At 54.4% G+C, this 21375-nt stretch carries 22 protein-coding genes; 9 read left to right on the forward strand and 13 right to left on the reverse strand.

Features of this window, described 5'->3' with window-relative positions:
• Window position 1 precedes the first annotated feature (1 nt).
• Genes M8013_RS03510 through M8013_RS03520 form a run of 3 tightly spaced genes read right to left on the reverse strand, consistent with a single transcriptional unit; the run spans window position 2 to window position 2978 of the window.
• Complete coding sequence (locus tag M8013_RS03510) at window positions 2-775, reverse strand: HAD family hydrolase (protein ID WP_271266449.1); 774 nt, start codon at window positions 773-775, stop codon at window positions 2-4.
• Complete coding sequence (locus M8013_RS03515; protein ID WP_271266480.1) at window positions 768-1910, reverse strand: phosphoribosyltransferase domain-containing protein; 1143 nt, start codon at window positions 1908-1910, stop codon at window positions 768-770. Before M8013_RS03515 ends, M8013_RS03510 begins: the two co-directional genes overlap by 8 nt.
• A gap of 9 nt (window positions 1911-1919) precedes the next feature.
• Complete coding sequence (locus M8013_RS03520) at window positions 1920-2978, reverse strand: ATP-grasp domain-containing protein (protein WP_271266450.1); 1059 nt, start codon at window positions 2976-2978, stop codon at window positions 1920-1922.
• A 319-nt stretch (window positions 2979-3297) separates the two neighbouring features.
• Between M8013_RS03520 and M8013_RS03525 the strand changes: the two genes are divergently transcribed.
• The 6 genes from M8013_RS03525 to M8013_RS03550 all read left to right on the forward strand — a co-directional run bounded on the left by M8013_RS03525 (window position 3298) and on the right by M8013_RS03550 (window position 7853).
• Complete coding sequence (locus M8013_RS03525) at window positions 3298-3879, forward strand: TerD family protein (RefSeq protein ID WP_271266451.1); 582 nt, start codon at window positions 3298-3300, stop codon at window positions 3877-3879.
• Window positions 3879-5045, forward strand: a complete 1167-nt coding sequence (locus M8013_RS03530) for a TerD family protein (protein WP_271266452.1) — start codon at window positions 3879-3881, stop codon at window positions 5043-5045. The genes M8013_RS03525 and M8013_RS03530 overlap by 1 nt, the downstream gene beginning before the upstream one ends.
• Before the next feature lie 22 nt (window positions 5046-5067).
• Window positions 5068-5523 carry a tellurite resistance TerB family protein gene (locus tag M8013_RS03535; protein ID WP_271266453.1) on the forward strand — a complete coding sequence of 152 codons (456 nt, stop codon included), beginning with the start codon at window positions 5068-5070 and terminating at the stop codon, window positions 5521-5523.
• A gap of 22 nt (window positions 5524-5545) precedes the next feature.
• Window positions 5546-6580, forward strand: coding sequence for a tellurium resistance membrane protein TerC (terC, locus tag M8013_RS03540; RefSeq protein WP_271266454.1), 1035 nt, complete (start codon window positions 5546-5548; stop codon window positions 6578-6580).
• 49 nt (window positions 6581-6629) lie between these two features.
• Window positions 6630-7208 (forward strand): tellurium resistance membrane protein TerD, encoded by a 579-nt coding sequence (gene terD, locus M8013_RS03545; protein WP_271266455.1) that lies wholly within the window; start codon window positions 6630-6632, stop codon window positions 7206-7208.
• A gap of 69 nt (window positions 7209-7277) precedes the next feature.
• Entirely contained in the window at window positions 7278-7853 is a 576-nt protein-coding gene (locus M8013_RS03550; RefSeq protein WP_271266456.1) for a TerD family protein, read from the forward strand.
• A gap of 61 nt (window positions 7854-7914) precedes the next feature.
• On the opposite strand, the gene dinB is transcribed toward M8013_RS03550, so the two are convergent.
• Window positions 7915-8973: a DNA polymerase IV gene (dinB, locus tag M8013_RS03555; RefSeq protein WP_271266481.1), complete on the reverse strand. Its 1059-nt coding sequence runs from the start codon at window positions 8971-8973 to the stop codon at window positions 7915-7917.
• 159 nt (window positions 8974-9132) lie between these two features.
• Between dinB and M8013_RS03560 the strand changes: the two genes are divergently transcribed.
• A complete protein-coding gene (locus M8013_RS03560) occupies window positions 9133-9978 on the forward strand; it encodes a glycerophosphodiester phosphodiesterase family protein (RefSeq protein ID WP_271266457.1) in 846 nt (281 codons plus the stop codon).
• Window positions 9979-10011: 33 nt separating this feature from the next.
• Here the strand turns inward: M8013_RS03560 and nqrM are convergent, their stop codons facing one another.
• From nqrM to M8013_RS03595, 7 genes are read right to left on the reverse strand one after another with little or no spacing between them, the layout of a single operon-like run.
• On the reverse strand, window positions 10012-10173 hold the full coding sequence (gene nqrM / locus M8013_RS03565) for a (Na+)-NQR maturation NqrM (RefSeq protein WP_272501553.1): 162 nt from the start codon (window positions 10171-10173) through the stop codon (window positions 10012-10014).
• A gap of 53 nt (window positions 10174-10226) precedes the next feature.
• Entirely contained in the window at window positions 10227-11450 is a 1224-nt protein-coding gene (gene nqrF, locus M8013_RS03570; RefSeq protein WP_271266458.1) for an NADH:ubiquinone reductase (Na(+)-transporting) subunit F, read from the reverse strand.
• 11 nt (window positions 11451-11461) lie between these two features.
• Complete coding sequence (nqrE, locus tag M8013_RS03575; RefSeq protein ID WP_271266459.1) at window positions 11462-12058, reverse strand: NADH:ubiquinone reductase (Na(+)-transporting) subunit E; 597 nt, start codon at window positions 12056-12058, stop codon at window positions 11462-11464.
• Between the two features lie 6 nt (window positions 12059-12064).
• Complete coding sequence (locus tag M8013_RS03580; protein WP_271266460.1) at window positions 12065-12703, reverse strand: NADH:ubiquinone reductase (Na(+)-transporting) subunit D; 639 nt, start codon at window positions 12701-12703, stop codon at window positions 12065-12067.
• The gene (locus tag M8013_RS03585) at window positions 12696-13490 is read right to left on the reverse strand and encodes a Na(+)-translocating NADH-quinone reductase subunit C (RefSeq protein WP_271266461.1); all 795 of its coding nucleotides are present in this window, start codon (window positions 13488-13490) and stop codon (window positions 12696-12698) included. The genes M8013_RS03580 and M8013_RS03585 overlap by 8 nt, the downstream gene beginning before the upstream one ends.
• Window positions 13483-14721 (reverse strand): NADH:ubiquinone reductase (Na(+)-transporting) subunit B, encoded by a 1239-nt coding sequence (locus M8013_RS03590; RefSeq protein ID WP_271266462.1) that lies wholly within the window; start codon window positions 14719-14721, stop codon window positions 13483-13485. The genes M8013_RS03585 and M8013_RS03590 overlap by 8 nt, the downstream gene beginning before the upstream one ends.
• Before the next feature lie 3 nt (window positions 14722-14724).
• Window positions 14725-16068, reverse strand: a complete 1344-nt coding sequence (locus tag M8013_RS03595) for a Na(+)-translocating NADH-quinone reductase subunit A (RefSeq protein ID WP_271266463.1) — start codon at window positions 16066-16068, stop codon at window positions 14725-14727.
• Between the two features lie 423 nt (window positions 16069-16491).
• On the opposite strand from M8013_RS03595, the gene dpaA reads away from it, so the two are divergent.
• Window positions 16492-17232: a peptidoglycan meso-diaminopimelic acid protein amidase gene (gene dpaA / locus M8013_RS03600; protein WP_271266464.1), complete on the forward strand. Its 741-nt coding sequence runs from the start codon at window positions 16492-16494 to the stop codon at window positions 17230-17232.
• Here dpaA and M8013_RS03605 read toward each other — a convergent pair.
• Both M8013_RS03605 and lpcA read right to left on the reverse strand, forming a co-directional pair.
• A complete protein-coding gene (locus tag M8013_RS03605; RefSeq protein WP_271266465.1) occupies window positions 17203-17970 on the reverse strand; it encodes a class II glutamine amidotransferase in 768 nt (255 codons plus the stop codon). The two genes, dpaA and M8013_RS03605, sit on opposite strands and share 30 nt — an antisense overlap.
• A gap of 45 nt (window positions 17971-18015) precedes the next feature.
• A complete protein-coding gene (lpcA, locus tag M8013_RS03610; RefSeq protein WP_039032082.1) occupies window positions 18016-18594 on the reverse strand; it encodes a D-sedoheptulose 7-phosphate isomerase in 579 nt (192 codons plus the stop codon).
• 237 nt (window positions 18595-18831) lie between these two features.
• Here lpcA and fadE point away from each other — a divergent pair, with 237 nt between their 5' ends.
• Window positions 18832-21276: an acyl-CoA dehydrogenase FadE gene (gene fadE / locus M8013_RS03615; protein ID WP_271266466.1), complete on the forward strand. Its 2445-nt coding sequence runs from the start codon at window positions 18832-18834 to the stop codon at window positions 21274-21276.
• The last annotated feature ends 99 nt before the right edge of the window (window positions 21277-21375 follow it).

Genomic DNA, 21375 nt, shown 5'->3' on the forward strand with positions numbered 1-21375 from the left:
CTTAGTGTTCTCCAAAGATACGCTGTGAAATGGCGTCGGCGAACTGGCTCTGACGCGGAAGACCAAACCAGCTGCACAGCTTCATAAACCGGTGATCGCTGAGGCTGTCGCCAAGACCGATTACCGGGAAAACGCCACGTTCAGCCCGGAGTTTGTCCAGCAGCCAGCTCACGGCGAGGCCTTTCTCAACAGGGGTAGGAAGCCAGGCGACATTGTTGCTGTTACGGTGAATATAGAACCCTTCCGTCGGGAACAACGTCTCAATTTCATCGGCAATGGCGTTGAGTTCATCAAGGCGAGTGCTGTCCCGGTGTTTCATCACCATGTAGATCGGCGTCTCGTCGTATTCGTAATTGAGCCTCGCCCAGGCATTAATGCCTCTGGCGTCCATCATCTCGGTGATGACGCGCTGCATTGATATTAGCTTCTCCCGATAAGGTGCCAGCTGAAGTAGCATATGCGACGTCCATTCCTCGTCGGGTATCCCTTCCGGCGTCAGGATCACGGCACCGTGAGTGGTGATTGCCCAGGAGCGAAAAGGGATCTGCACGCGGCTGATTTCTTCCGTTCCTCTGGCCGTCACCGGAATAAGCTCCGCCTGCTCCAGCAGCCAGTCCACCAGCATGGACTGCTCTTCGGTCATAAAGCTGCGCGGGGCGAGGCTGCGGTCCAGAGCACCGGTTCGGAAAGGTTCCAGCGCCAGTTCATCCACCATCTTTCGGCGGGTTTGAAATAACGTGTCGTCGAGATCGCTCAGGATAACGGGCTTATTCATAGGTAATAATCTCCACGACAGGGGCAATGTCAGCCAGCGTGTTCAGTAAATGGCTGTCGATACTTTCAGCAGCCGTTTCAGTACAGAGCAGTACGCGATCAAACTTCTGGTGCGCCACGTTATAAACAAAGTTTGGAATACCCAGCCCATAATTGTCTGTAAAGCTAATGGCTGACTTAATGGCATAACCCAACGCAATCGGAGAGCGGGTGGTGGAACTGTAAAAGACCTGAGAGCCTGCAGCTTCAAGTCGCTCGGCCAGCAGGAACGGCTCCCAGACAAATTCACCGGTGCCGAGCACCAGCACGCGCTCATCGTGTGATGCGGTAAGCGCCTGGCCTAGATCGGCGGCAGGTGCAGTCATGCCCAGACGTCCCCAGGACTGTTTCCCGGCAATATCCCATGCGCCCCGGGAGGTGACATTAACAGCGGGCATAACGGGTACAGGCGCGTCCGGGAGCGGGGTCCAGTTCCACTGACCGCTCACCAGCGAAATCGACGTGACCGGCAAAGGACAGCGCGCGGGCAGCGCCTCACCGCTCCAGTCTGTCAGGGTCACGGCGACAACCTGTTCCAGATGGGCCAATTTACCGGTATCGCGCAGCGCAGACAGAAGATTGAGAAAGGTATTCCCGGTGGTTGCTTCATCATCAATCAAGACCAGCGATCGGGCTTCGGCAACCCGGCGGCGCATTTCGGCATCATCGGGCAGGTAGATCAAATGATCGGTAGCATGGCTGTGTTCTTCCTTAAATTCACACAGCAGTTCGCCGTTAACCGGATGACGCGTTGAGGTCAGGTAAACGGCTTCATCGTACTGATGTCTGAGTTCATCAAACACGCCAGCGCCCAGCCCTACCGCAGTTTCGGCCATACCGATAAACAGCACCGGCCCGGGAAGGGATGCTGAAAACTGGCTGGCGAGCTGTTTATAAGCCCGCCGCATCACCGACGGTGGCACCGGAATATGCCGCCCAAGCACCTTACTGACAAACAGGAAAGCCCGTTTAGGATTGCGTCTCTCGGCAATATCAAACAAGTCATCGAGCGCAACATCACCTTGATCGCGGGTGATCTGAATGGTGCCGCAAGAGAGTGTGCGACGGTAAACAGTACCTTCGTTGTTCAAAGACATCATTCAGCCTTAATTCAGTCGGTTAGTGAGCTGTTCCGGGTACAGAATCACATCCGTTATTGATCTGACTGCAGCCGGAGAAAAGGACGATTTCGCGTTCTCGATAACGTCATTTTTTGACATCAGCCCAAGCTGATAAGCCGCGAATAATCCCGGTAAATTAACACCGCTGTGACGGGTGTAACCGATGCCGCCGGACGGACGCATGTTGGTCTCAAGCAGCACGGGCTTGCCATGGTGATTGTTGCGTGTCTGGACGTTGACCAGTCCATCCGCTTTCATGGCCCTGGCACAGGCGCAGGCCAGTTCAAAGGCCTCACCTTCATGTTCGAGATACTGAACAGGCCCTTCTTTACGCCGACCTACCGCCGCGAGGATCTCCCCTTTGTCAGCCAGAATATCGACAGAATATTCCGGGCCAGGCAGATAAGGCATCAACACAAGGGGGGTAAATGATTCAGACGCGTCTGCGGCTGCAAGGTATTGCTGTGAGTTTACGACACGATTTTCGGGGTGATTAAACAGCGCCATAGACGATGCAGTGTCATCAAAACGCCAGAAACCTATGCCATAAATTCCTGTTACTGGTTTTACGCAGACAGGGCTATCGCTGAACGGTGGCGAGGCCAGATAGTCTTTCAGCTCTGACAGCGTTGTCACCCGCCAGGAAGGCACCACCGGGAGGCTGTTTTGCTCCATGAACTGTGAAAAAGCCACTTTTTCTTCGGATAGCGTGAGCCAGTCGGCACCGGTTGCGCCAGTGGTCAAGGTCGCACCACTGGCCTCAATCGCCGCACGGTTTTCTTCAAACCAGAGGCTGTTACGCCCCGTATGGATGGCGTTAATGCCATGCAGGGCAACGGTATCCAGAATAAATTCGAGTCGTTTCTCTGCGTCTTTTGGTTCGATCAGGGAATGATCGGCAACGGATAAAATTTCGTTACGCTCGTTGCGATGAGAAGCAAAAACGGTAATGCGGCACTTCAGTTGGTCAGCAAATGCTTTAATTCCCTGAATAATATCTTTCTGGGAGGACAAGCCTTCCATTAGCCAAATTTTGCTCTTCATTTTTATCAATACCTGAGAAGTTATGTGGACTGCGGGCGTCGAATGAGTCTATGAATGTCACCGGAACATGTCAATCATAATATGATTAGAAAAGGTAAGGTGATAAAAGCACTCCACCTCATCTTGATTTGTTATTTTAAAAATAAAAATCAATAAGTTATATGAATAAACTTAGCGCATTTATCGACAAAATGGATTTAACACGGTAAAACCTGACAAAAATATCCTTGTCAGGGTACTTCATCATGATATGATTTTCTTTGTTCGTGAATACACATACCTTTGATGTCTCGGTCATTACCATTTTAAGGAATAGAACATGGTTTCATTAAGTAAGAATCAGACGGTATCACTCAGCAAACAATCTTCTGCACTTAGCCAGCTTAAGTTCGGCCTCGGATGGGACCCGTTGAAGAAGAAAGGTCTTCTCGGTGGCTTATTTGGCGGTAGTGGCTCTATTGATCTCGATGCGGGCTGTGTATTGATGGACAGCGCGGGTAACAAAATTGACACCGTCTGGTTCCGTCAACTGCAATCACGCTGCGGATCGGTTATCCATAGCGGCGACAACCTGACTGGCGAAGGTGACGGTGATGATGAAGTCATCAACGTTAACCTGACTAAACTGCCTGCAAATGTGGAATACCTCGCCTTTACGGTTAACAGCTTCCGCGGTCAGTCTTTCAATGATGTTGATAATGCCTTCTGCCGTGTGGTCGATCAGGCTGATAAAGAACTGGCACGTTATAAACTGACTGAACAGGGCGCGCATACCGGTATTGTTATCGCCTCTCTGCGTCGTAACAGCGGCAACTGGGATTTCACCGCCCATGGACATGCCTGCCGTGGCCGCACCATTGACGATATGCACGCCGATATCGTTGCTACGGTAATTCGCTAATGAACCTGGCGCCGGGGGGAAATGCCCCCGTTCCCAATCAGGAGCTTCGCGTCCGGGTGACCTCTGGTGGCCCGGTTGATGCATCTGCATTCCGTCTGTTTGCCGACGGAAAAGTACAGGGTGATGCGGACATGGTGTTTTACGGCCAGCCCCGCAACAATGACGGTTCCATCAGTCTGGCAAGTGAAGGTCAGCATTCAACGTTTACGGTCTCTCTTCACCAGTTGAAAGCAGACGTACAGAAAGTCGCGTTTACCATCACCTGCGATGGCGGGCAGACAGTGTCTGGCCTGCGCAATCTGTCTATTGATGTTGATCAGGGTTCCACAAACCTGATCAATGGCATTGTCGATCTCTCCGGTCGTCAGGAAGCCGCGCTGATCCTGGGCGAGTTTTATCGTCGTAATAATGAGTGGAAATTCCGCTTTGTTGCCCAGGGTTTTAACGGCGGACTTAAGCCGCTGGCCGAGCATTTCGGCGTGAATATTGCCGACGAACCGGCCCCCGTGACATCACCTCCTCCGGCACCGCCGGTTAGCACCCCGCCACCGGCTGAGAAGAAAATTAATCTGAGTAAAGTTTCTCTTACTAAAGAGAAGCCGGCGATTAGCCTGACCAAACGGGATAACTTCGGTGAGATTCGCATCAATCTGAACTGGCATCGCGGTAACAGCAAATCAGGGCTGGCCGGTTTATTCGGTTCCAAAGGTATCGATCTGGATTTGGGTGCCTTTATCAAGCTCCAGAATGGCCAAAAAGGGGTGATTCAGGCGTTAGGTAATACCTTCGGTCATTACCATCAAGAGCCCTTTGTCCAACTTCAGGGCGATGACCGAACCGGTGAAGTTTCGGACGGCGAATGGCTGCATATCAATGGTCGTGAATGGAAGCATATTCACGAAGTCCTGATTTATGCCTTTATCTATCAAGGTGTGCCGAGCTGGGATAAGACCGATGGCGTTGTGACCATCCATATTCCGGAACAGCCGCCTATCGAGACGCGTCTGACAGAAGGGGAAGACCGTCGCACACTGTGCGCGATTGCCCGACTTGTTAATGAAAACGGCGCAATTAAGGTAGAGCGAATTAACCAGTATTTTAAAGGTCAGGACGAAATGGACCGGGCATTCGGCTGGGGATTTCGCTGGGGCTCCGGCTCTAAATAACACTGCAACTAAGGATTCAAGTATGAGCTTTTTTAACAAAGTTAAAGGTGCTATCAACTCCGGGCGTGACGAACTGACCCGCCAGGTTGGCCGTTTTAAGAACAAGAAATTCATGCAGGGCACTGTCGCTGTCTGCGCGCGCATTGCAGTATCCAGCGACGGCGTTAGCGCAGAAGAGAAACAGAAAATGATGGGCTTTCTGCGCTCTTCAGAAGAATTAAAAGTTTTCGATACCAATGAGGTCATCGACTTCTTTAACAAACTGGTTTCAAGCTTTGATTTCGATATCGAAATCGGTAAAGGCGAAACCATGAAGTACATCCTGGCGCTGAAGGATCAGCCTGAAGCCGCTCAACTGGCATTACGCGTGGGCATTGCTGTTGCAAAAAGTGACGGTAATTTCGATCAGGATGAAAAAAATGCCTCACGTGAAATCGCTATCGCGTTAGGTTTTGACCCGGCTGAATTTGGCCTCTGATCTGCATCCTTAAGGGTAAATTATGGTTTCAACACACATCGGTTTTCCGGCTGAAACAGTCATCGTGTTCGTTGCGCTGTCAGTCGGTGCCATCTTTATTGACTTGTTCATGCACCGCCACGACAAGCCAATCTCCCTGAAGAGTGCGGCGCTGTGGTCCGTATTCTGGGTTCTGGTTGCGATGGCATTTGCCGGTTTCCTCTATATCCATCACGGAGCGGAAGTTGCCAGCCTGTTTGTGACGGGTTATGCCCTGGAGAAAGTTCTGTCCGTCGACAACCTGTTTGTCATGATGGCTATCTTCTCCTGGTTCTCGGTACCGGATCGCTATCGTCACCGGGTGCTTTACTGGGGGATCGTCGGCGCCATTGTCTTCAGGGGTATTTTTGTTGCCATCGGCACAAGTCTGCTGAGCCTGGGGCCCTATGTTGAAGTTGTGTTCGCCATCATCGTGGCGTGGACGGCGGTCATGATGCTTAAGAGCGGAGATGACAACGACGAAATTGAAGATTATTCCCAGCATCTGGCCTACCGGATGGTTAAACGCTTCTTCCCGATCTGGCCGAAGCTGAAAGGACATGCTTTCCTGCTGAGCCAAAAGGAAGTGGATGAGGAACTGGCAAAACCAGAAAATAGCGATGTGACTATTGGCCGTGGTAAGAAGGCGGCCCTGTATGCAACGCCGCTTTTCCTGTGTGTAGCCGTGGTTGAACTTTCGGATGTTATGTTTGCGTTTGACTCGGTTCCGGCCATTATTGCCGTTAGCCGTGAACCGCTTATCGTCTACAGTGCCATGATGTTTGCTATCCTCGGCCTGCGTACTCTCTATTTCGTTCTTGAAGCACTGAAGCAGTACCTGGTTCATCTGGAGAAAGCCGTTATTCTGCTGCTGTTCTTCATTGCGCTGAAACTGGGTCTGAACGCCACTGACCATATCTGGCATCACGGCTACAGTATTGCCGCGACAACCAGCCTGTATGTTGTTCTGGGTGTTCTGGCTGTGGGTATTATTGCCAGCGCCATGTTCCCGGGCAAAAAAGAAGAAAAAGAGAGTTAATCTCCTGACGGTTTGACATAAACCCATTATTTATCAAAGAGGTTATTGTATGAGTGTTTCTCTTTCCAAAGGCGGGAACGTATCCCTGAGTAAAGCCGCTCCGTCCATGAAAAATGTCCTGATTGGACTTGGCTGGGATGCGCGTTCTACTGATGGTCAGGACTTTGACCTGGATGCGTCAGCATTCTTGCTGGCAGCTAACGGCAAAGTGCGTGGTGATGCTGATTTCATCTTTTATAACAATCTGACCTCTGCTGACGGCTCTGTAACCCATACCGGTGATAACCGTACGGGTGAAGGCGATGGCGATGATGAATCCCTGAAGATTAAACTGGATGCAGTACCGGCGGATGTCGATAAAATCATCTTCGTGGTGACCATCCATGATGCTCAGGCCCGTCGTCAAAGCTTCGGCCAGGTATCCGGGGCGTTCATTCGTCTGGTCAATGATGATAACCAGACTGAAGTGGCTCGATACGATTTGACGGAAGATGCTTCCACAGAGACCGCCATGCTGTTCGGCGAACTCTATCGCCATAGCGGTGAGTGGAAATTCCGTGCTGTAGGTCAGGGTTATGCGGGTGGTCTGGGCTCAGTTTGCGCTCAGTACGGTATCAACGCATCCTGATTATCACGTCACTTTTTCAACACTGGGCTGTTCTGACAGCCCTAACTCAACTGTTAGCAGGAGCTAAAAATGGCAGTTTCTCTCGTAAAAGGCGGTAACGTTTCTCTGACCAAAGAAGCACCAACCATGAACATTGCTATGGTCGGTCTGGGCTGGGATGCGCGTGTAACTGACGGTCAGGGATTTGACCTCGACGCGTCTGTATTCGCAGTGGGTGATGACGGCAAGGTTTTGTCTGACGCTCATTTCATTTTCTTTAACAACAAAACCAGCCCTGACGGCTCGGTAGAACACCAGGGTGATAACCGCACTGGTGAGGGTGATGGCGATGACGAGCAGGTCAAAATTGATCTGACCAAAGTGTCCGCTGACATCAAAAAGTTGGTATTTGCAGTGACCATTTATGATGCTGAAGCGCGTAAACAAAACTTCGGTATGGTAAGCAACAGCTTCATGCGTGTTTACAACAACGACAATGGCACTGAAATTGCGCGCTTCGATTTGTCTGAAGATGCGTCTACCGAAACCGCGATGGTATTTGGCGAATTGTACCGCCACGGTGCCGAGTGGAAATTCAAAGCCGTAGGTCAGGGTTTTGCTGGCGGCCTGTCTGCTCTTGCATCCCAGCACGGTGTGAATGTCTGATAAGCGTGATGGTAACCCCGGCGATCATGCCGGGGTTTTGTTCCGGTTTCGCGTCTCGTATTTACAGCCCCAGCACCAGCTGCCGTTCAAGCTGCGGATCCAGCAGCGTCACATGTAACCCCACCAGCCGAACCCCGCGCCCTGCCCGCCTCTCGTCCCAGGCTTTTCGGGCTGTTGCAATCAAATCCTCTTTATTCAGCCGCGGCCAGACGTGCTCCTGCGTGGTTTGCTGAAAGTCGTTAAACTTAAGTTTGATGCCCTGACGGGCGATCAGCAGATCCGGTTTGACCTTTGCCAGTCGCCGTTCCAGTTCGGGATAAAGCTGCCCGGTGATGATCGCCTCGCACGCTTCCCAGTCATGAATATCGTCCGCCAGCGTCCGCTCCACGCCTACCGATTTACGCAGCCGCTCGTTGTTGACGCCGCGCTCATCAATGCCCTGACTGCGCTCCCACAGTATTCGGCCAAACTTACCAAAACGCTTAAGCAACATCGCCAGATCGCTGTTCTGCACGTCTTCGCAGGTGCGTAGACCCATGCTCTCGAGCTTAGCCGCAGACACTTTACCGACGCCGGGGATTTTGCCAAGCGAGAGCGTTTTGATAAATGCCGGAACCTCATCAGGGGTGATTACGTATTGACCGTCAGGCTTGTTAAGGTCCGAGGCAATTTTGGCAAGAAACTTGACCGGTGCGATGCCCGCCGAGGCCGTGAGGTTAAGCTCGCGGGCAATGGTCTGGCGGATCTCCTGCGCCATCAGCGTGGCGGAGCCGTGGCAGTGCAGGCTGTCGGTAACGTCCAGATAGGCTTCGTCCAGCGACAGGGGTTCAATCAGGGAGGTGTACCGGGAGAAGATTTCGCGAATATGGTGGGAGGCTTCTTTATAGGCCTCAAAGCGACCAGGTAATAAGGTTAAATGCGGGCAAAGTTTTAACGCCATGGCGGTTGGCATTGCGCTGCGCACGCCAAATTTGCGCGCCGGATAGTTTGCCGTGCTGATCACTCCGCGCTTCACGCGGCTGCCGCCGATAGCAATAGGAATATCCCGTAGCGCCGGATTATCGCGCATCTCTACCGCAGCAAAAAAACAGTCCATATCAACATGGATTATCTTGCGCATCATCTTCACCACACCTGTAATTATCCACAGTATAACAAAGTACAAAAAATGCGTCAGCTGTTTTACCGTCTCACTTCTGTCATGAAAGCGTGGTACAAAATTGAGCCACTAACCGCTTACAATTCATTTAGTTACATGATTTAAAATGGAATATCATTGATGAAACATATAATTATTGCCTCACTTTTGTTCTCCAGCGCCGCATGGGCCAGTCCACAAATTATCGCCCACCGTGGCGGAACCGCCGATGCGCCAGAGAACACCCTTCCGGCGATCGCGCTAGCGCTGGAAAACCAGGCCCAGGCGATCTGGGTAACCGTCCAGCTCAGTCGTGACGGCGTGCCGGTGTTGTATCGTCCCAGCGATTTGAGTGCGTTGACTACCGCGCAGGGCAAAGTCTCTCAGTACACCCAGGCCGAACTGGCGACATTTGATGCCGGCGCGAAAGCGAAAGCGAAAATGGCCGGTACCACCATCCCGACCCTTAAAGCGGTGCTGGAACGCTGGCCTGACGTCTCTTTCTATATTGATATTAAATCGCCCGACGCAGACCCGGTTGAGATGGGCAAGCAGCTGCAAGCTGTGCTTAAAGAGACCAACAGTCTGAAGCGTGTTCGCGTCTATTCAACAGAGGATCGCTATCTGGATGCGCTGCCTCCCGAGGTACCGCGTTTTGTGACCCGCAGTGAAACGCGTACCCGGCTGGCGAATATCTCCATGAACCACGTATGCCAGTCGCCGACAAAGCAAATGGACGCCTACTGGTACGGGCTGGAGCTGAATCGCAAAGTGGAAGTGGTGGAAAAATTCACCCTGGGCGATGGCATCTCGCCGGCAACCCTGACGTGGGACAAAGAGGCGATGGACTGCTTCCGCTCCCAGGGTAATGCCCATGTGATCCTGCTTGGCGTCAATTCCGACGAGGATTATCAAAAAGCGCAAAGCCTGGGGGCCGACGGCGTGATGGTGGATTCTCCCGCCCAGGCGAAAGCGTGGCTGAAGTAAAAAAATCAGGCCGCTTTCTGCGGCCTGTTTATTTCAGAGGATCCTGTTCTGCTGACGCTGTGCTTCTCGCACTATGCGCTTTTTACGCGCGTCGCAGGGCTCCGGGCAATCGCAGACCTTCTCCAGTCCCAGCGAAGAGATGCCGCCGCAGCTGCCCTGAATGCTTTTGCGCTTGATGATCCAGCCGAGCGACATAGCGAAGACCACCAGCACAAACACCGCAAAGGTCAGTAAAAAAGTCACCACAATCAGCCTCCGAAATCATCGAGCATGATGTTGTCATCTTCCACGCCGAGATCCTGCAGCATCTTAATGACCGCGGCGTTCATCATTGGCGGGCCACACATGTAGAACTCGCAGTCTTCCGGCGCGGCATGCTGCCTGAGGTAGTTTTCATACAGTACGTTATGAATGAACCCGGTATACCCGGTCCAGTTGTCTTCCGGCAGAGGATCGGACAGCGCAATGTGGAAGCTGAAGTTCGGGTTGTCCCGCGCCAGCTGTTCGAACTCCTCCTGATAAAACATTTCGCGCAGCGAGCGCGCGCCATACCAGAAGCTGATTTTACGCTGACTGCCGAGGCGCTTAAGCTGGTCGAAAATGTGCGAACGCATCGGTGCCATCCCGGCGCCACCGCCGATAAAGACCATTTCGGCGTCAGTCTCTTTAGCAAAGAACTCACCAAACGGGCCGGAGATGGTGACGCTATCGCCCGCTTTCAGCGACCAGATATACGACGACATGATCCCCGGCGGCGCGTCCGGCGCATTCGGCGGTGGCGTGGCGATACGCACGTTGAGCATGATGATGCCCTTTTCGTCCGGGTAGTTCGCCATCGAATAGGCGCGCAGCGTAGGCTCTTTGACCTCGGAGACAAAGCGGAACAGATTAAATTTATCCCAGTCCCCGCGATACTCGTCAGGCACGTCAAAGTCTTTATAGGCGACGATATGTGCCGGACACTCGATCTGAATATAGCCGCCCGCCCGGAACGGCACGTCTTCGCCATCGGGTACCCGCAGCTTGAGCTCTTTAATGAAAGTGGCTTTGTTATCGTTGGAGATAACCTCGCACTGCCACTTTTTCACCCCGAAGATCTCCTCCGGCAGTTCAATCTTCATGTTCTGGCGCACCGCCACCTGGCAGGCCAGCCGACATCCCTCTTTCGCCTCACGCTTGCTGATGTGCGACAGTTCCGTCGGCAGGATATCGCCACCGCCCTCTTTCACCGTCACCCGGCACTGCCCGCAGGAGCCGCCGCCGCCGCAGGCAGAAGAGATAAAAATGCCGTTTCCCGAGAGGGTATTCAGCAGTTTGTCGCCCGCAGGCGTGCGGATCTGCTTATCCGCTTCGTCGTTGATCTCGATGATCACATCGCCAGCGTTCACCAGCTTCGATCGCGCCAGCAGAATCAGCCCGGAGAGCACCAGCACGATCAGCGTGAACATCACCACGCCAAGAATAATTTCCATACTTTAAGCCCTTACAGCTGCACACCGGAGAAGGACATAAAGCCCAGCGCCATCAAACCGGTGGTGATAAAGGTGATCCCTAAGCCGCGCAATCCGGCCGGCACGTTGGCATACTTCATTTTTTCGCGCAGCCCTGCCATGGCAACGATGGCAAGCATCCAGCCAATCCCGGAGCCGAAACCGTACACCACCGATTCGGTGAAGTTGTAGTCGCGCTGCACCATAAACGACACGCCGCCAAAGATGGCACAGTTCACCGCAATCAGCGGCAGGAAGATCCCCAACGCCGTGTAGAGCGACGGGAAGTACTTATCGAGGATCATCTCGAGGATCTGCACCAGCGCCGCAATCACCCCAATAAAGGTGATGAAGTTAAGGAAGCTCAGGTCAACGCCGTCGACCAGCGCCCCGTCGCGCAACACCAGATTAAACACCAGGTTGTTGATCGGCACGGCCAGCCCCAGCACCACCGTGACGGCAACGCCCAGGCCGAACGCGGTTGACACTTTTTTGGACACCGCCAGGAAGGTACACATCCCGAGGAAAAACGCGAGCGCCATGTTTTCGACAAATACCGCACGCACAAACAGGCTAAGGTAATGAGCCATCGTCGGTTACTCCTTTTCCTGCTGTTCAGGACGCCAGGTTCTCACCGCCCAGATCAGCAAACCGATAATGAAGAACGCACTGGGCGCCAGCAGAAACAGACCATTTGGCAGATACCAGCCACCGTTTTGCACGGTATCGAGCACGGTGATACCAAACAGCTTTCCGCTGCCGATCAGTTCGCGCAGGAAACCGACCGTCAGCAGGATCACGCCGTAACCGAGGCCGTTGCCGATACCGTCCATAAAGCTGGCCAGCGGCGGCATTTTCATCGCATAGGCTTCTGCGCGTCCCATCACGATACAGTTGGTGATGATCAGGCCGACAAACACCGACAGCTGTTTGGAGGTCTCGTAGGCAAATGCCCGCAGCAGCTGATCCACCACGATCACCAGCGAGGCGATGATCGCCATCTGCACGATAATGCGCACGCTGTTGGGAATGTGATGGCGGATCATTGAGATGAACATGCTGGAAAATGCCGTCACCAGCGTCACCGCCAGGGTCATGACCACGGCGGTTTCCATTTTAGTGGTCACCGCCAGTGCGGAACATACTCCCAGTACCTGCAGGGTAATCGGATTATTGGCAATCAGCGGCCCAACGAGCACCCGTTTGACTTCTTTCAGTTCGCTTGCATCAGCCATTGTTCAGCTCTCCCTCGCGTACTTTTTTAAGAAATGGTCCAAAACCCATCTCGCCCATCCAGAAGGTAAAGCTGTGCTGCACGCCGTTGGAGGTCAGCGTGGCGCCCGACAGACCATCGACGGCATATTCATCGCCCGGACGTGCGGCCCCTTTCATCACTTTCAGCGCCGGTTGACCCTTGTCGTCCAGCACTTTTTTGCCGATGAACTGCGCCCGCCAGGCCGGATTTTCGATTTCGCCGCCCAGCCCCGGGGTTTCGCCCTGATCGTAGTAAGTAATGCCCTTGACGGTACGGCCATCGGTATCGAGGGCGACAAAGGCATACATCATCGACCACAAACCGTTGCCGTACACCGGCAGGATCATCTGCTGTACGCGCTGGTGTTCATCGCGCACCAGGTAGATTTCGGCGGTATTGCTGCGACGCTTAATGCCTGCGGGATCCTGGCTGACGTCCAGCTCGGTGCTGCGTTGCGGATCTTTCAGCGCCTGCGCCTGGTTGTAGCTCGCCGGATCGTGGTCGAGCAGATCGCCGCTTGCCAGATCAACCAGCCGCGGCGTGATGCGGGAAGCAAAAGTCTGCGCCACATCTTCGGGGCTCATTTCACCCGGCATCAGCCCGGCAACGGACAGGATGTTGCGCTGCTTATCCAGGGCGCGCTGTTCCTGCTGGCGGGACTTGAGCCCCACGGCAGAGCCCGCCACCACAATGGAGCAGACCAGACACAGCACCAGAACCACCGTCAGCGTTTTGCCGATGCTGTCATTATTTTTTATCTCAGCCACGCGCCTTCCTCCGTTTGATGTTGGCACGCACCACCAGGTAATCGAACAGCGGCGCAAACAGGTTGGCGAACAAGATCGCCAGCATCATCCCTTCCGGATAGGCCGGATTCACGACGCGAATAAGTACGCACATCCCGCCAATCAACGCCCCGTAACACCATTTACCCTTGTCGGTGAATGATGCCGAAACCGGGTCGGTGGCCATAAACATCATCCCGAAGGCAAATCCGCCCAGCACCAGGTGCCAGTACCACGGCATAGCGAACATCGGGTTGGTGGCCGAGCCAATCAGGTTAAACAGCGTTGCGGTGACGATCATGCCAAGCATGACGCCCGCCACGATGCGCCACGAGGCGACGCGGCCAAACAGAATAATGGCCCCGCCAATCAGGATCATCAGGGTGGAGACTTCACCAATCGAGCCCGGAAGGGTACCGACAAAGGCATCGAACCAGCTGACCGGTTGGCCGGTGGCATTGTTGACCAGCGCTTCGCCACCGTGAGCCGCCCACTGCGAGAGTGGCGTGGCGCCAGAGAACCCGTCCGCCGCCGTCCAGACCAGATCGCCGGAGATTTGCGCCGGGTAGGCAAAGAACAGGAACGCGCGCCCGGCCAGCGCCGGGTTGAGGAAGTTGCGCCCGGTGCCGCCGAAGATCTCCTTGGCAATCACCACGCCAAAGCTGATGCCCATCGCCGCTTGCCACAACGGCAAGGTTGGCGGGACAATCAGGGCAAACAGGATTGAAGTGACAAAGAAGCCTTCGTTAATCTCGTGTTTGCGCACGATGGCAAACAGCACTTCCCAGAAGCCGCCGACCAAAAATACCGTCAGGTAAATGGGCAGGAAGTAGACCGCCCCCAGCGTCATCATGCTGAGCCAGCCCGCATCGGCGCTAAAGCTGACGCCGAGCATCTGCGCGACCCGATAGTGCCAGTCGCCCGCGATAACCTGCTGCACCTGCTGGGCATCATACAGATGATGCAGCGCCGGAATGGTCTGCAAGCCGACGTTGTACATGCCCCAGAACATTGCCGGGAAAACGGCGAACCAGACGAGGATCATCATGCGCTTCAGGTCGATAGCATCACGCACATGCGCGGCCCCTTTAGTCACCTGCCCGGGCGTATAGAGCAGCGTCGCGGTCGCTTCAAACAGCGGGTAGTACTTTTCCAGTTTGCCGCCGTGAGTAAAGTGCGGCTCCAGTTTTTCAATGAGATGTTTCAGGCCCATCAGTTATCCTTCCTGCTCAATGCGGGTTAACACCTCGCGCAATACGGGTCCATATTCGTACTTACCGGGACACACATAGGTACACAGCGCCAGATCTTCTTCATCCAGCTCAAGGCAGCCCAGCGCCTGGGCGCTGTCGGTATCACCCGCCAGCAAATCGCGCAGCAGCATGGTTGGCAGAATGTCGAGTGGCATCACGCGTTCATAATTGCCGATCGGCACCATCGCCCGCTCGCCGCCGTGGGTATCCGTTGAGAAGTTAAACAGCTTGTTGCGCAGGAAATGGCCCAGCGTGGTGCGGGTCACCGAGAATTTCTCTCTGCCCGGCATGACCCAGCCGAACAGCTCTTTCTCGCGCCCCTCTTTCACCACACAGACCTGCAGATGAAAACGCCCGAGATAGGCCTGAGCCCCCACCGCTTGTCTGCCGCTCAGCACAGAGCCCGAGATATGTCGGTTATCGCCGTCCTGCGTTTCGGCCACCAGCAGTTCAGTGATATCCGCGCCAAGGCAGGTGCGCACCAGACGCGGGTTGCGCAGCTGTGGGCCACCCAGCGCAATCACCCGCTCGCTGCACAGCTGCCCGGTGGTGAACAGTGTGCCGATGGCGATCACGTCCTGATAATTGAGATGCCAGACCTGCTTTGTCTGGCTAACGGCATCCAGAAAATGGATATGCGTGCCCACCAGCCCTGCCGGATGCGGCCCGGCAAAGGTATTAAAGGTCACTTTGCCCTGCGGGTGCCCGCCCAGCTTGCCGCCATTGGCCTGGCAGACATGTACTCTGCCGTCCGTCAGTCGTGTGAGTAACGTTAACCCGGCGTCAAAGGCCTGCCGCTGCGCCAGGATAATAGGCTGCGGGTCAGCACTGAGCGGGTTGGTGTCCATCGCGGTGACAAAGATAGCGGCAGGAACGGTACCAGGCACCGGGGTTTTGCTGTAGGGACGCGTGCGCAGCGCCGTCCAGAGTCCAGATTCAAGCAGCTGCGATTGCACCGCATCACGGTTAAGCGTGGCCAGATTAGCGCTATCGTGGCGGGCAAACTCGCGCTGCGCATCGCCTTCAAGACGGATGACCACCGACTGCAGTACCCGACGCTCGCCACGATGGATAGCCACGACGGTACCGGCGGCCGGAGCGGTAAAGAGAACGCCGGGATTTTTTTTATCCTCAAACAGCGTCTGACCTTTAATCACCCGGTCGCCTTCCTGCACCAGCATGGTGGGACGCATACCGATGTAGTCATCCCCCAGAATCGCCACGTGACGCGGTAATGCGCACGGCGAAACCTGCTGGACGGGGATGCCAGCAATCGGCAAATCAAGTCCTTTTCTGATTTTAATCATAATGTTAGCTAATATCCATGAACAACAGTCCGGACCGGAATGCCGGACAGGTTGAAATCGTTGCACAGGAGAAGAAAGGCGGCGGGAACTCACTCATGTAACCAGCAGGATCGCCTGATCCTGAGAAAAGCTTCCTTTCTTGACCTTCGGTCATAAGAACGGCGCAGTGTAGCATTTTCGCCCATCGGGCGGCACGGATAACGCAGCGGCACGGGATCAAAATGCGAGCTATTGCGCAAAGTTCTCAAAGCCAGCGCTGCTTATTCAGGTTATAAGGTAAAACTATTTTGTAAACCGACACGTTGACGCTTGCGAAAAAATGCAGTGGTGCTAATGTGAGCAGCCCTGATACAGATTAATCTTATTCCGGGTTTCTTTTGCCGTCCTGGCAAGTTGGTTATGTTTTATCAAGGAACATGTTGTATGCGTAAAATCGCATTGTTCATTGCGATGCTTCTTATTCCGTGCGTTTCGTTTGCCGGGCTGCTCAGCAGCAATAGCTCCACGACGCCGGTCAGCAAAGAATATAAACAGCAGTTGATGGGCTCCCCGGTCTATATCCAGATCTTTAAGGAAGAGCGCACGTTAGACCTGTTTGTGAAGATGGGTGAGACGTATCAACTGCTCGACAGCTATAAAATCTGCAACTACTCCGGCGGTCTGGGTCCGAAACAGCGTCAGGGCGATTTCAAAAGCCCGGAAGGGTTTTACAACGTTCAGCGTAACCAACTCAAACCCGACAGCCGCTTCTATAAAGCCATCAACATCGGTTTTCCGAATGCCTATGATCGCGCGCACGGCTATGACGGTAAATACCTGATGATCCACGGTGCCTGCGTATCCGTCGGTTGCTATGCGATGACCGACAGTGGGATTGATGAGATCTTCCAGTTTGTTACGGGTGCACTGGTCTTCGGGCAGTCTGCCGTGCAGGTGAGCATCTATCCGTTCCGCATGACTGACGCCAATATGCAGCGTCATAGAACGTCGTATTTCGCGGACTTCTGGAAGCAGTTAAAGCCGGGTTATGACTACTTCCAGCAAACGCGTAAGCCGCCAACGATCTCAGTGGTGGACGGACGTTACGTGGTCAGCAAGCCGCTGAGCCACGAAGTTATCCAGCCACAGCTGGCGTCAAATTACGCGCTCCCCGAGACAAAATAAGATCCACTCGCCTGGCATGATTTTTTGCCAGGCTTCATTGCCCGTTAGCGGCTGAGTGGCAATCACCGTTACCACATCGTTAGGTGTGGTTTCAGTCTGAAAATCAATCTCCACATCCTGATCCAGCAGTTTTGCCACGCCGAACGGCGCCCGCCGGGTGATCCAGTACAGATTCGTCGAGCAAAACGCCATCACATATCGCCCATCCGAAAGCAGCATGTTAAACACGCCCTTCTCGCGCAGCTCTGACGCTAGCGAGGCGATGTATTTGAAGACTGAGGCCATGTTGCCCGGCGTGCGCGGGTAGCGCTCGGTCAGCTTGTGCAGCAACCAGCAAAAAGCCTTTTCGCTGTCGGTTTCTCCCACCGGACGGAAGTTGCCCGTCTCAAGCGTCTTATAACCGGTCAGCTGCCCATTATGGGCGTAGGTCCAGTTGCGTCCCCACAGCTCGCGGGTAAACGGATGGGTATTCTCCAGCGCCACTTCGCCCCGGTTGGCCTGGCGAATATGGGCCACTACCGAGCGGGATTTAATCGGATAATCCTGCACCAGTCTGGCAATCGGCGAATTAAAGCTGGGTTGTGGATCCTTGAACGTGCGACAACCTTTCCCTTCGTAGAAGGTAATGCCCCAGCCGTCTTTATGCGGCCCGGTTCCTCCACCGCGCTGGACCAGCCCGGTGAAACTAAAGCAGATATCGGTCGGCACATTGGCGCTCATCCCGAGCAGTTCGCACATACATCACCTCCACAACAGCGGGGGCAATAAGCCCCCAGCGAAGTCTTACTTAACCATCTCTTTTTCGATTAACTGGATCAGGATATGGATCACTTTGATGTGAATTTCCTGAACACGGTCAGCGTAACCGAAATGCGGCACACGAATTTCGATATCCGCAGAACCGGCCATTTTGCCGCCGTCTTTACCGGTCAGGGTGATGACTTTCATCCCCTTCTCGCGTGCAGCTTCGATGGCTTTAATGACGTTGGCGGAGTTGCCTGAGGTGGAAATCCCCAGCAGAACATCCCCTTCGCGGCCCACGGCTTCAACATAACGCGAGAAGATGTGATCGTAACCGAAGTCATTGCCCACGCAGGAGATGTGGCTGACGTCAGAGATGGCGATCGCCGGATAGCCCGGACGGTTTTCACGGTAGCGACCGGTTAACTCTTCGGCGAAGTGCATGGCGTCACAGTGGGAACCGCCATTGCCGCAAGAGAGCACTTTACCACCCGCTTTAAAGCTGTCGGCCAGCAGGACCGCGGCGCGCTGAATCGCGTGAATATTGGCTTCATCTTTCAGAAAGTTAGCCAGCGTTTCCGCTGCTTCGTTCAGTTCGTTACGAATAAGATCCTGGTACATGAGGATAATCCTTCAGTATTGATGAAATAACCCAGCAAGTTTACCGGATAGCGGTAAAAGCGAGAAGCTAAAGCCGTGGTAATCGGCAGCAGTTTTGCGTTTTTGTGCCGTGCGAAACCTGAACAATGTGAACCAGGTTGTAATTATTTTGTGAATACATTGCTAAAAGAAATAACATCCACTACAACCATATCATCACAAGTGGTCAGACCTCCTACAAGACAGGGAGCTTTTTTTATGATGATTCTCAGTATTTTCTTAACCGTTGTTCTGCTCGGAGTGCTGTTCTATCACCGGGTCAGCTTGCTTCTGAGCAGTCTTATTTTACTGGCGTGGACCGCTGCGCTTGGCGTAAGCGGCATCTGGAATATCTGGGTGCTGGTTCCGCTGGCGATTATGCTGGTGCCGTTTAACATCACCTCCATGCGTAAGTCGATGATTTCCGTCCCGGTATTCCGCGGCTTCCGCAAAGTGATGCCACCGATGTCACGCACCGAAAAAGAGGCGATCGACGCGGGTACCACCTGGTGGGAAGGCGAGCTGTTCCAGGGGAATCCTGACTGGAAAAAGCTGCATAACTATCCGCAGCCGCGCCTGACTGCCGAAGAGCAGGCGTTTATCGACGGCCCGGTAGAAGAAGCCTGCCGCATGGCAAACGACTTCCAGATCACTCATGAAATGGCCGATCTGCCGCCAGAACTGTGGGCATATCTGAAAGAACATCGCTTCTTCGCGATGATCATCAAGAAAGAGTACGGCGGCCTGGAGTTCTCTGCTTACGCTCAGGCTCGCGTGCTGCAAAAACTGGCGGGCGTCTCCGGGATCCTGGCGATCACCGTCGGCGTACCGAACTCTTTAGGCCCGGGCGAACTGCTGCAACACTACGGGACTGAAGAACAAAAGAATCATTACCTGCCGCGCCTGGCCCGCGGTCAGGAGATCCCGTGCTTCGCGCTGACCAGCCCGGAAGCGGGTTCCGATGCGGGTGCCATCCCGGATACTGGCGTGGTCTGTATGGGCGAGTGGCAGGGTGAACAGGTGCTGGGAATGCGTCTGACCTGGAACAAACGCTACATCACGCTGGCACCGATCGCCACGGTGCTGGGGCTGGCGTTTAAACTCTCTGACCCCGACAAACTGCTGGGTGATGAAGAAGAGCTCGGTATTACCTGTGCGCTGATCCCAACGTCAACGCCGGGCGTTGAGATTGGTCGTCGTCACTTCCCGCTGAACGTGCCGTTCCAGAACGGTCCGACCCGTGGCGACAACATTTTTGTTCCCATTGATTACATCATTGGCGGCCCGAAAATGGCCGGCCAGGGCTGGCGCATGCTGGTGGAATGTCTGTCTGTAGGACGTGGCATTACCCTGCCGTCGAACTCAACCGGCAGCCTGAAATCGGTGGCAATGGGGATTGGCGCATACGCCCATATCCGCCGCCAGTTCAAAATCTCTATCGGCAAGATGGAAGGGATTGAAGAGCCGCTGGCGCGTATCGCAGGCAACGCCTACGTCATGGATGCTGCGGCTTCCCTGATTACTTACGGAATTATGCTCGGCGAGAAACCGGCGGTGCTGTCGGCCATCGTGAAGTATCACTGCACCCACCGCGCGCAGCAGTCAATTATTGATGCAATGGATATCGCTGGCGGGAAAGGCATTATGCTCGGCGAAGGTAACTTCCTGGCTCGTGGCTATCAGGGCGCGCCGATTGCCATCACCGTGGAAGGGGCAAATATTCTGACCCGCAGCATGATGATCTTCGGTCAGGGTGCGATTCGCTGCCATCCCTATGTGCTGGCAGAGATGGACGCCGCACAGAATAACGATGTGGATGCGTTCGATAAACTGCTGTTCAAACACATTGGTCACGTTGGCAGCAATAAAGTGCGCAGCTTCTGGCTGGGTCTGACCCGCGGTTTGACCAGCTCCACGCCAACCGGTGATGCAACCCGCCGCTACTACCAGCATCTGAACCGTCTGAGCGCCAACCTTGCGCTGCTCTCCGACGTATCGATGGCGGTACTGGGCGGCAGCCTGAAGCGTCGGGAACGTATCTCCGCGCGTCTGGGCGATGTGCTGAGTCAGATCTACCTCGCCTCGGCAGTGCTGAAACGCTACGACGACGAAGGCCGTCATGAGGCGGATCTTCCACTGGTTCACTGGGGCGTGCAGGATGCGCTGTATCAGGCGGAACAGGCGATTGACTCCCTGCTGGTCAACTTCCCAAACCGTCTTGTGGCAGGTGCTCTGCGCGTGGCTATCTTCCCGACCGGTCGTCACTATCTGGCGCCGTCCGATAAGCTGGATCATAAAGTGGCGAAGATCCTGCAGGTGCCGAGCGCTACCCGCTCGCGGATTGGTCGCGGTCAGTATCTGACTCCGAGTAAACATAACCCGGTTGGTCTGCTGGAAGAGGCGCTGCTGGACGTGATGGCGGCGGATCCTATTCATCAGAAAATTTGTAAACAGCTGGGTAAAAACCTGCCGTTTACCCGCCTGGATGAGCTGGCGAAACAGGCGCTGGCGGGCGGTATTATCAGCCAGGATGAGGCTAGCCTGCTGATCAAGGCCGAAGCGAGCCGTCTGCGCAGTATCAACGTGGATGACTTCGACGCCGACGAACTGGCGACACAGCCGGTAAAGCTTGCGGAGAACATCCGCAAACCTGAAGCCGCGTAACCCGCATCAATGCTCACCAACCCCGCCTCGTGCGGGGTTTTTTATTGCCACCCGTTTGTCTAATTGTCGTGCTACAGTGTCGAAATGTGGTCCTTCGAG

The sequence above is a fragment of the Silvania confinis genome, assembly GCF_025564085.1.
GTDB lineage: Bacteria > Pseudomonadota > Gammaproteobacteria > Enterobacterales > Enterobacteriaceae > Enterobacter > Enterobacter confinis.

What these genes read in the sequence shown, in the direction of transcription:
- M8013_RS03580 (WP_271266460.1), bottom strand. Translation starts at nt 12,703, where the DNA reads ATGGCTGATGCAAGCGAACTGAAAGAAGTCAAACGGGTGCTCGTTGGG.
- M8013_RS03515 (WP_271266480.1), bottom strand. Translation starts at nt 1,910, where the DNA reads ATGTCTTTGAACAACGAAGGTACTGTTTACCGTCGCACACTCTCTTGC.
- nqrF (WP_271266458.1), bottom strand. Translation starts at nt 11,450, where the DNA reads ATGGAAATTATTCTTGGCGTGGTGATGTTCACGCTGATCGTGCTGGTG.
- nqrM (WP_272501553.1), bottom strand. Translation starts at nt 10,173, where the DNA reads ATGTCGCTCGGCTGGATCATCAAGCGCAAAAGCATTCAGGGCAGCTGC.
- dpaA (WP_271266464.1), top strand. Translation starts at nt 16,492, where the DNA reads ATGCGTAAAATCGCATTGTTCATTGCGATGCTTCTTATTCCGTGCGTT.
- M8013_RS03530 (WP_271266452.1), top strand. Translation starts at nt 3,879, where the DNA reads ATGAACCTGGCGCCGGGGGGAAATGCCCCCGTTCCCAATCAGGAGCTT.
- M8013_RS03535 (WP_271266453.1), top strand. Translation starts at nt 5,068, where the DNA reads ATGAGCTTTTTTAACAAAGTTAAAGGTGCTATCAACTCCGGGCGTGAC.
- lpcA (WP_039032082.1), bottom strand. Translation starts at nt 18,594, where the DNA reads ATGTACCAGGATCTTATTCGTAACGAACTGAACGAAGCAGCGGAAACG.
- M8013_RS03510 (WP_271266449.1), bottom strand. Translation starts at nt 775, where the DNA reads ATGAATAAGCCCGTTATCCTGAGCGATCTCGACGACACGTTATTTCAA.
- M8013_RS03595 (WP_271266463.1), bottom strand. Translation starts at nt 16,068, where the DNA reads ATGATTAAAATCAGAAAAGGACTTGATTTGCCGATTGCTGGCATCCCC.
- M8013_RS03560 (WP_271266457.1), top strand. Translation starts at nt 9,133, where the DNA reads ATGAAACATATAATTATTGCCTCACTTTTGTTCTCCAGCGCCGCATGG.
- nqrE (WP_271266459.1), bottom strand. Translation starts at nt 12,058, where the DNA reads ATGGCTCATTACCTTAGCCTGTTTGTGCGTGCGGTATTTGTCGAAAAC.
- M8013_RS03525 (WP_271266451.1), top strand. Translation starts at nt 3,298, where the DNA reads ATGGTTTCATTAAGTAAGAATCAGACGGTATCACTCAGCAAACAATCT.
- terD (WP_271266455.1), top strand. Translation starts at nt 6,630, where the DNA reads ATGAGTGTTTCTCTTTCCAAAGGCGGGAACGTATCCCTGAGTAAAGCC.
- dinB (WP_271266481.1), bottom strand. Translation starts at nt 8,973, where the DNA reads ATGCGCAAGATAATCCATGTTGATATGGACTGTTTTTTTGCTGCGGTA.
- M8013_RS03550 (WP_271266456.1), top strand. Translation starts at nt 7,278, where the DNA reads ATGGCAGTTTCTCTCGTAAAAGGCGGTAACGTTTCTCTGACCAAAGAA.
- M8013_RS03590 (WP_271266462.1), bottom strand. Translation starts at nt 14,721, where the DNA reads ATGGGCCTGAAACATCTCATTGAAAAACTGGAGCCGCACTTTACTCAC.
- M8013_RS03605 (WP_271266465.1), bottom strand. Translation starts at nt 17,970, where the DNA reads ATGTGCGAACTGCTCGGGATGAGCGCCAATGTGCCGACCGATATCTGC.
- fadE (WP_271266466.1), top strand. Translation starts at nt 18,832, where the DNA reads ATGATGATTCTCAGTATTTTCTTAACCGTTGTTCTGCTCGGAGTGCTG.
- terC (WP_271266454.1), top strand. Translation starts at nt 5,546, where the DNA reads ATGGTTTCAACACACATCGGTTTTCCGGCTGAAACAGTCATCGTGTTC.
- M8013_RS03520 (WP_271266450.1), bottom strand. Translation starts at nt 2,978, where the DNA reads ATGAAGAGCAAAATTTGGCTAATGGAAGGCTTGTCCTCCCAGAAAGAT.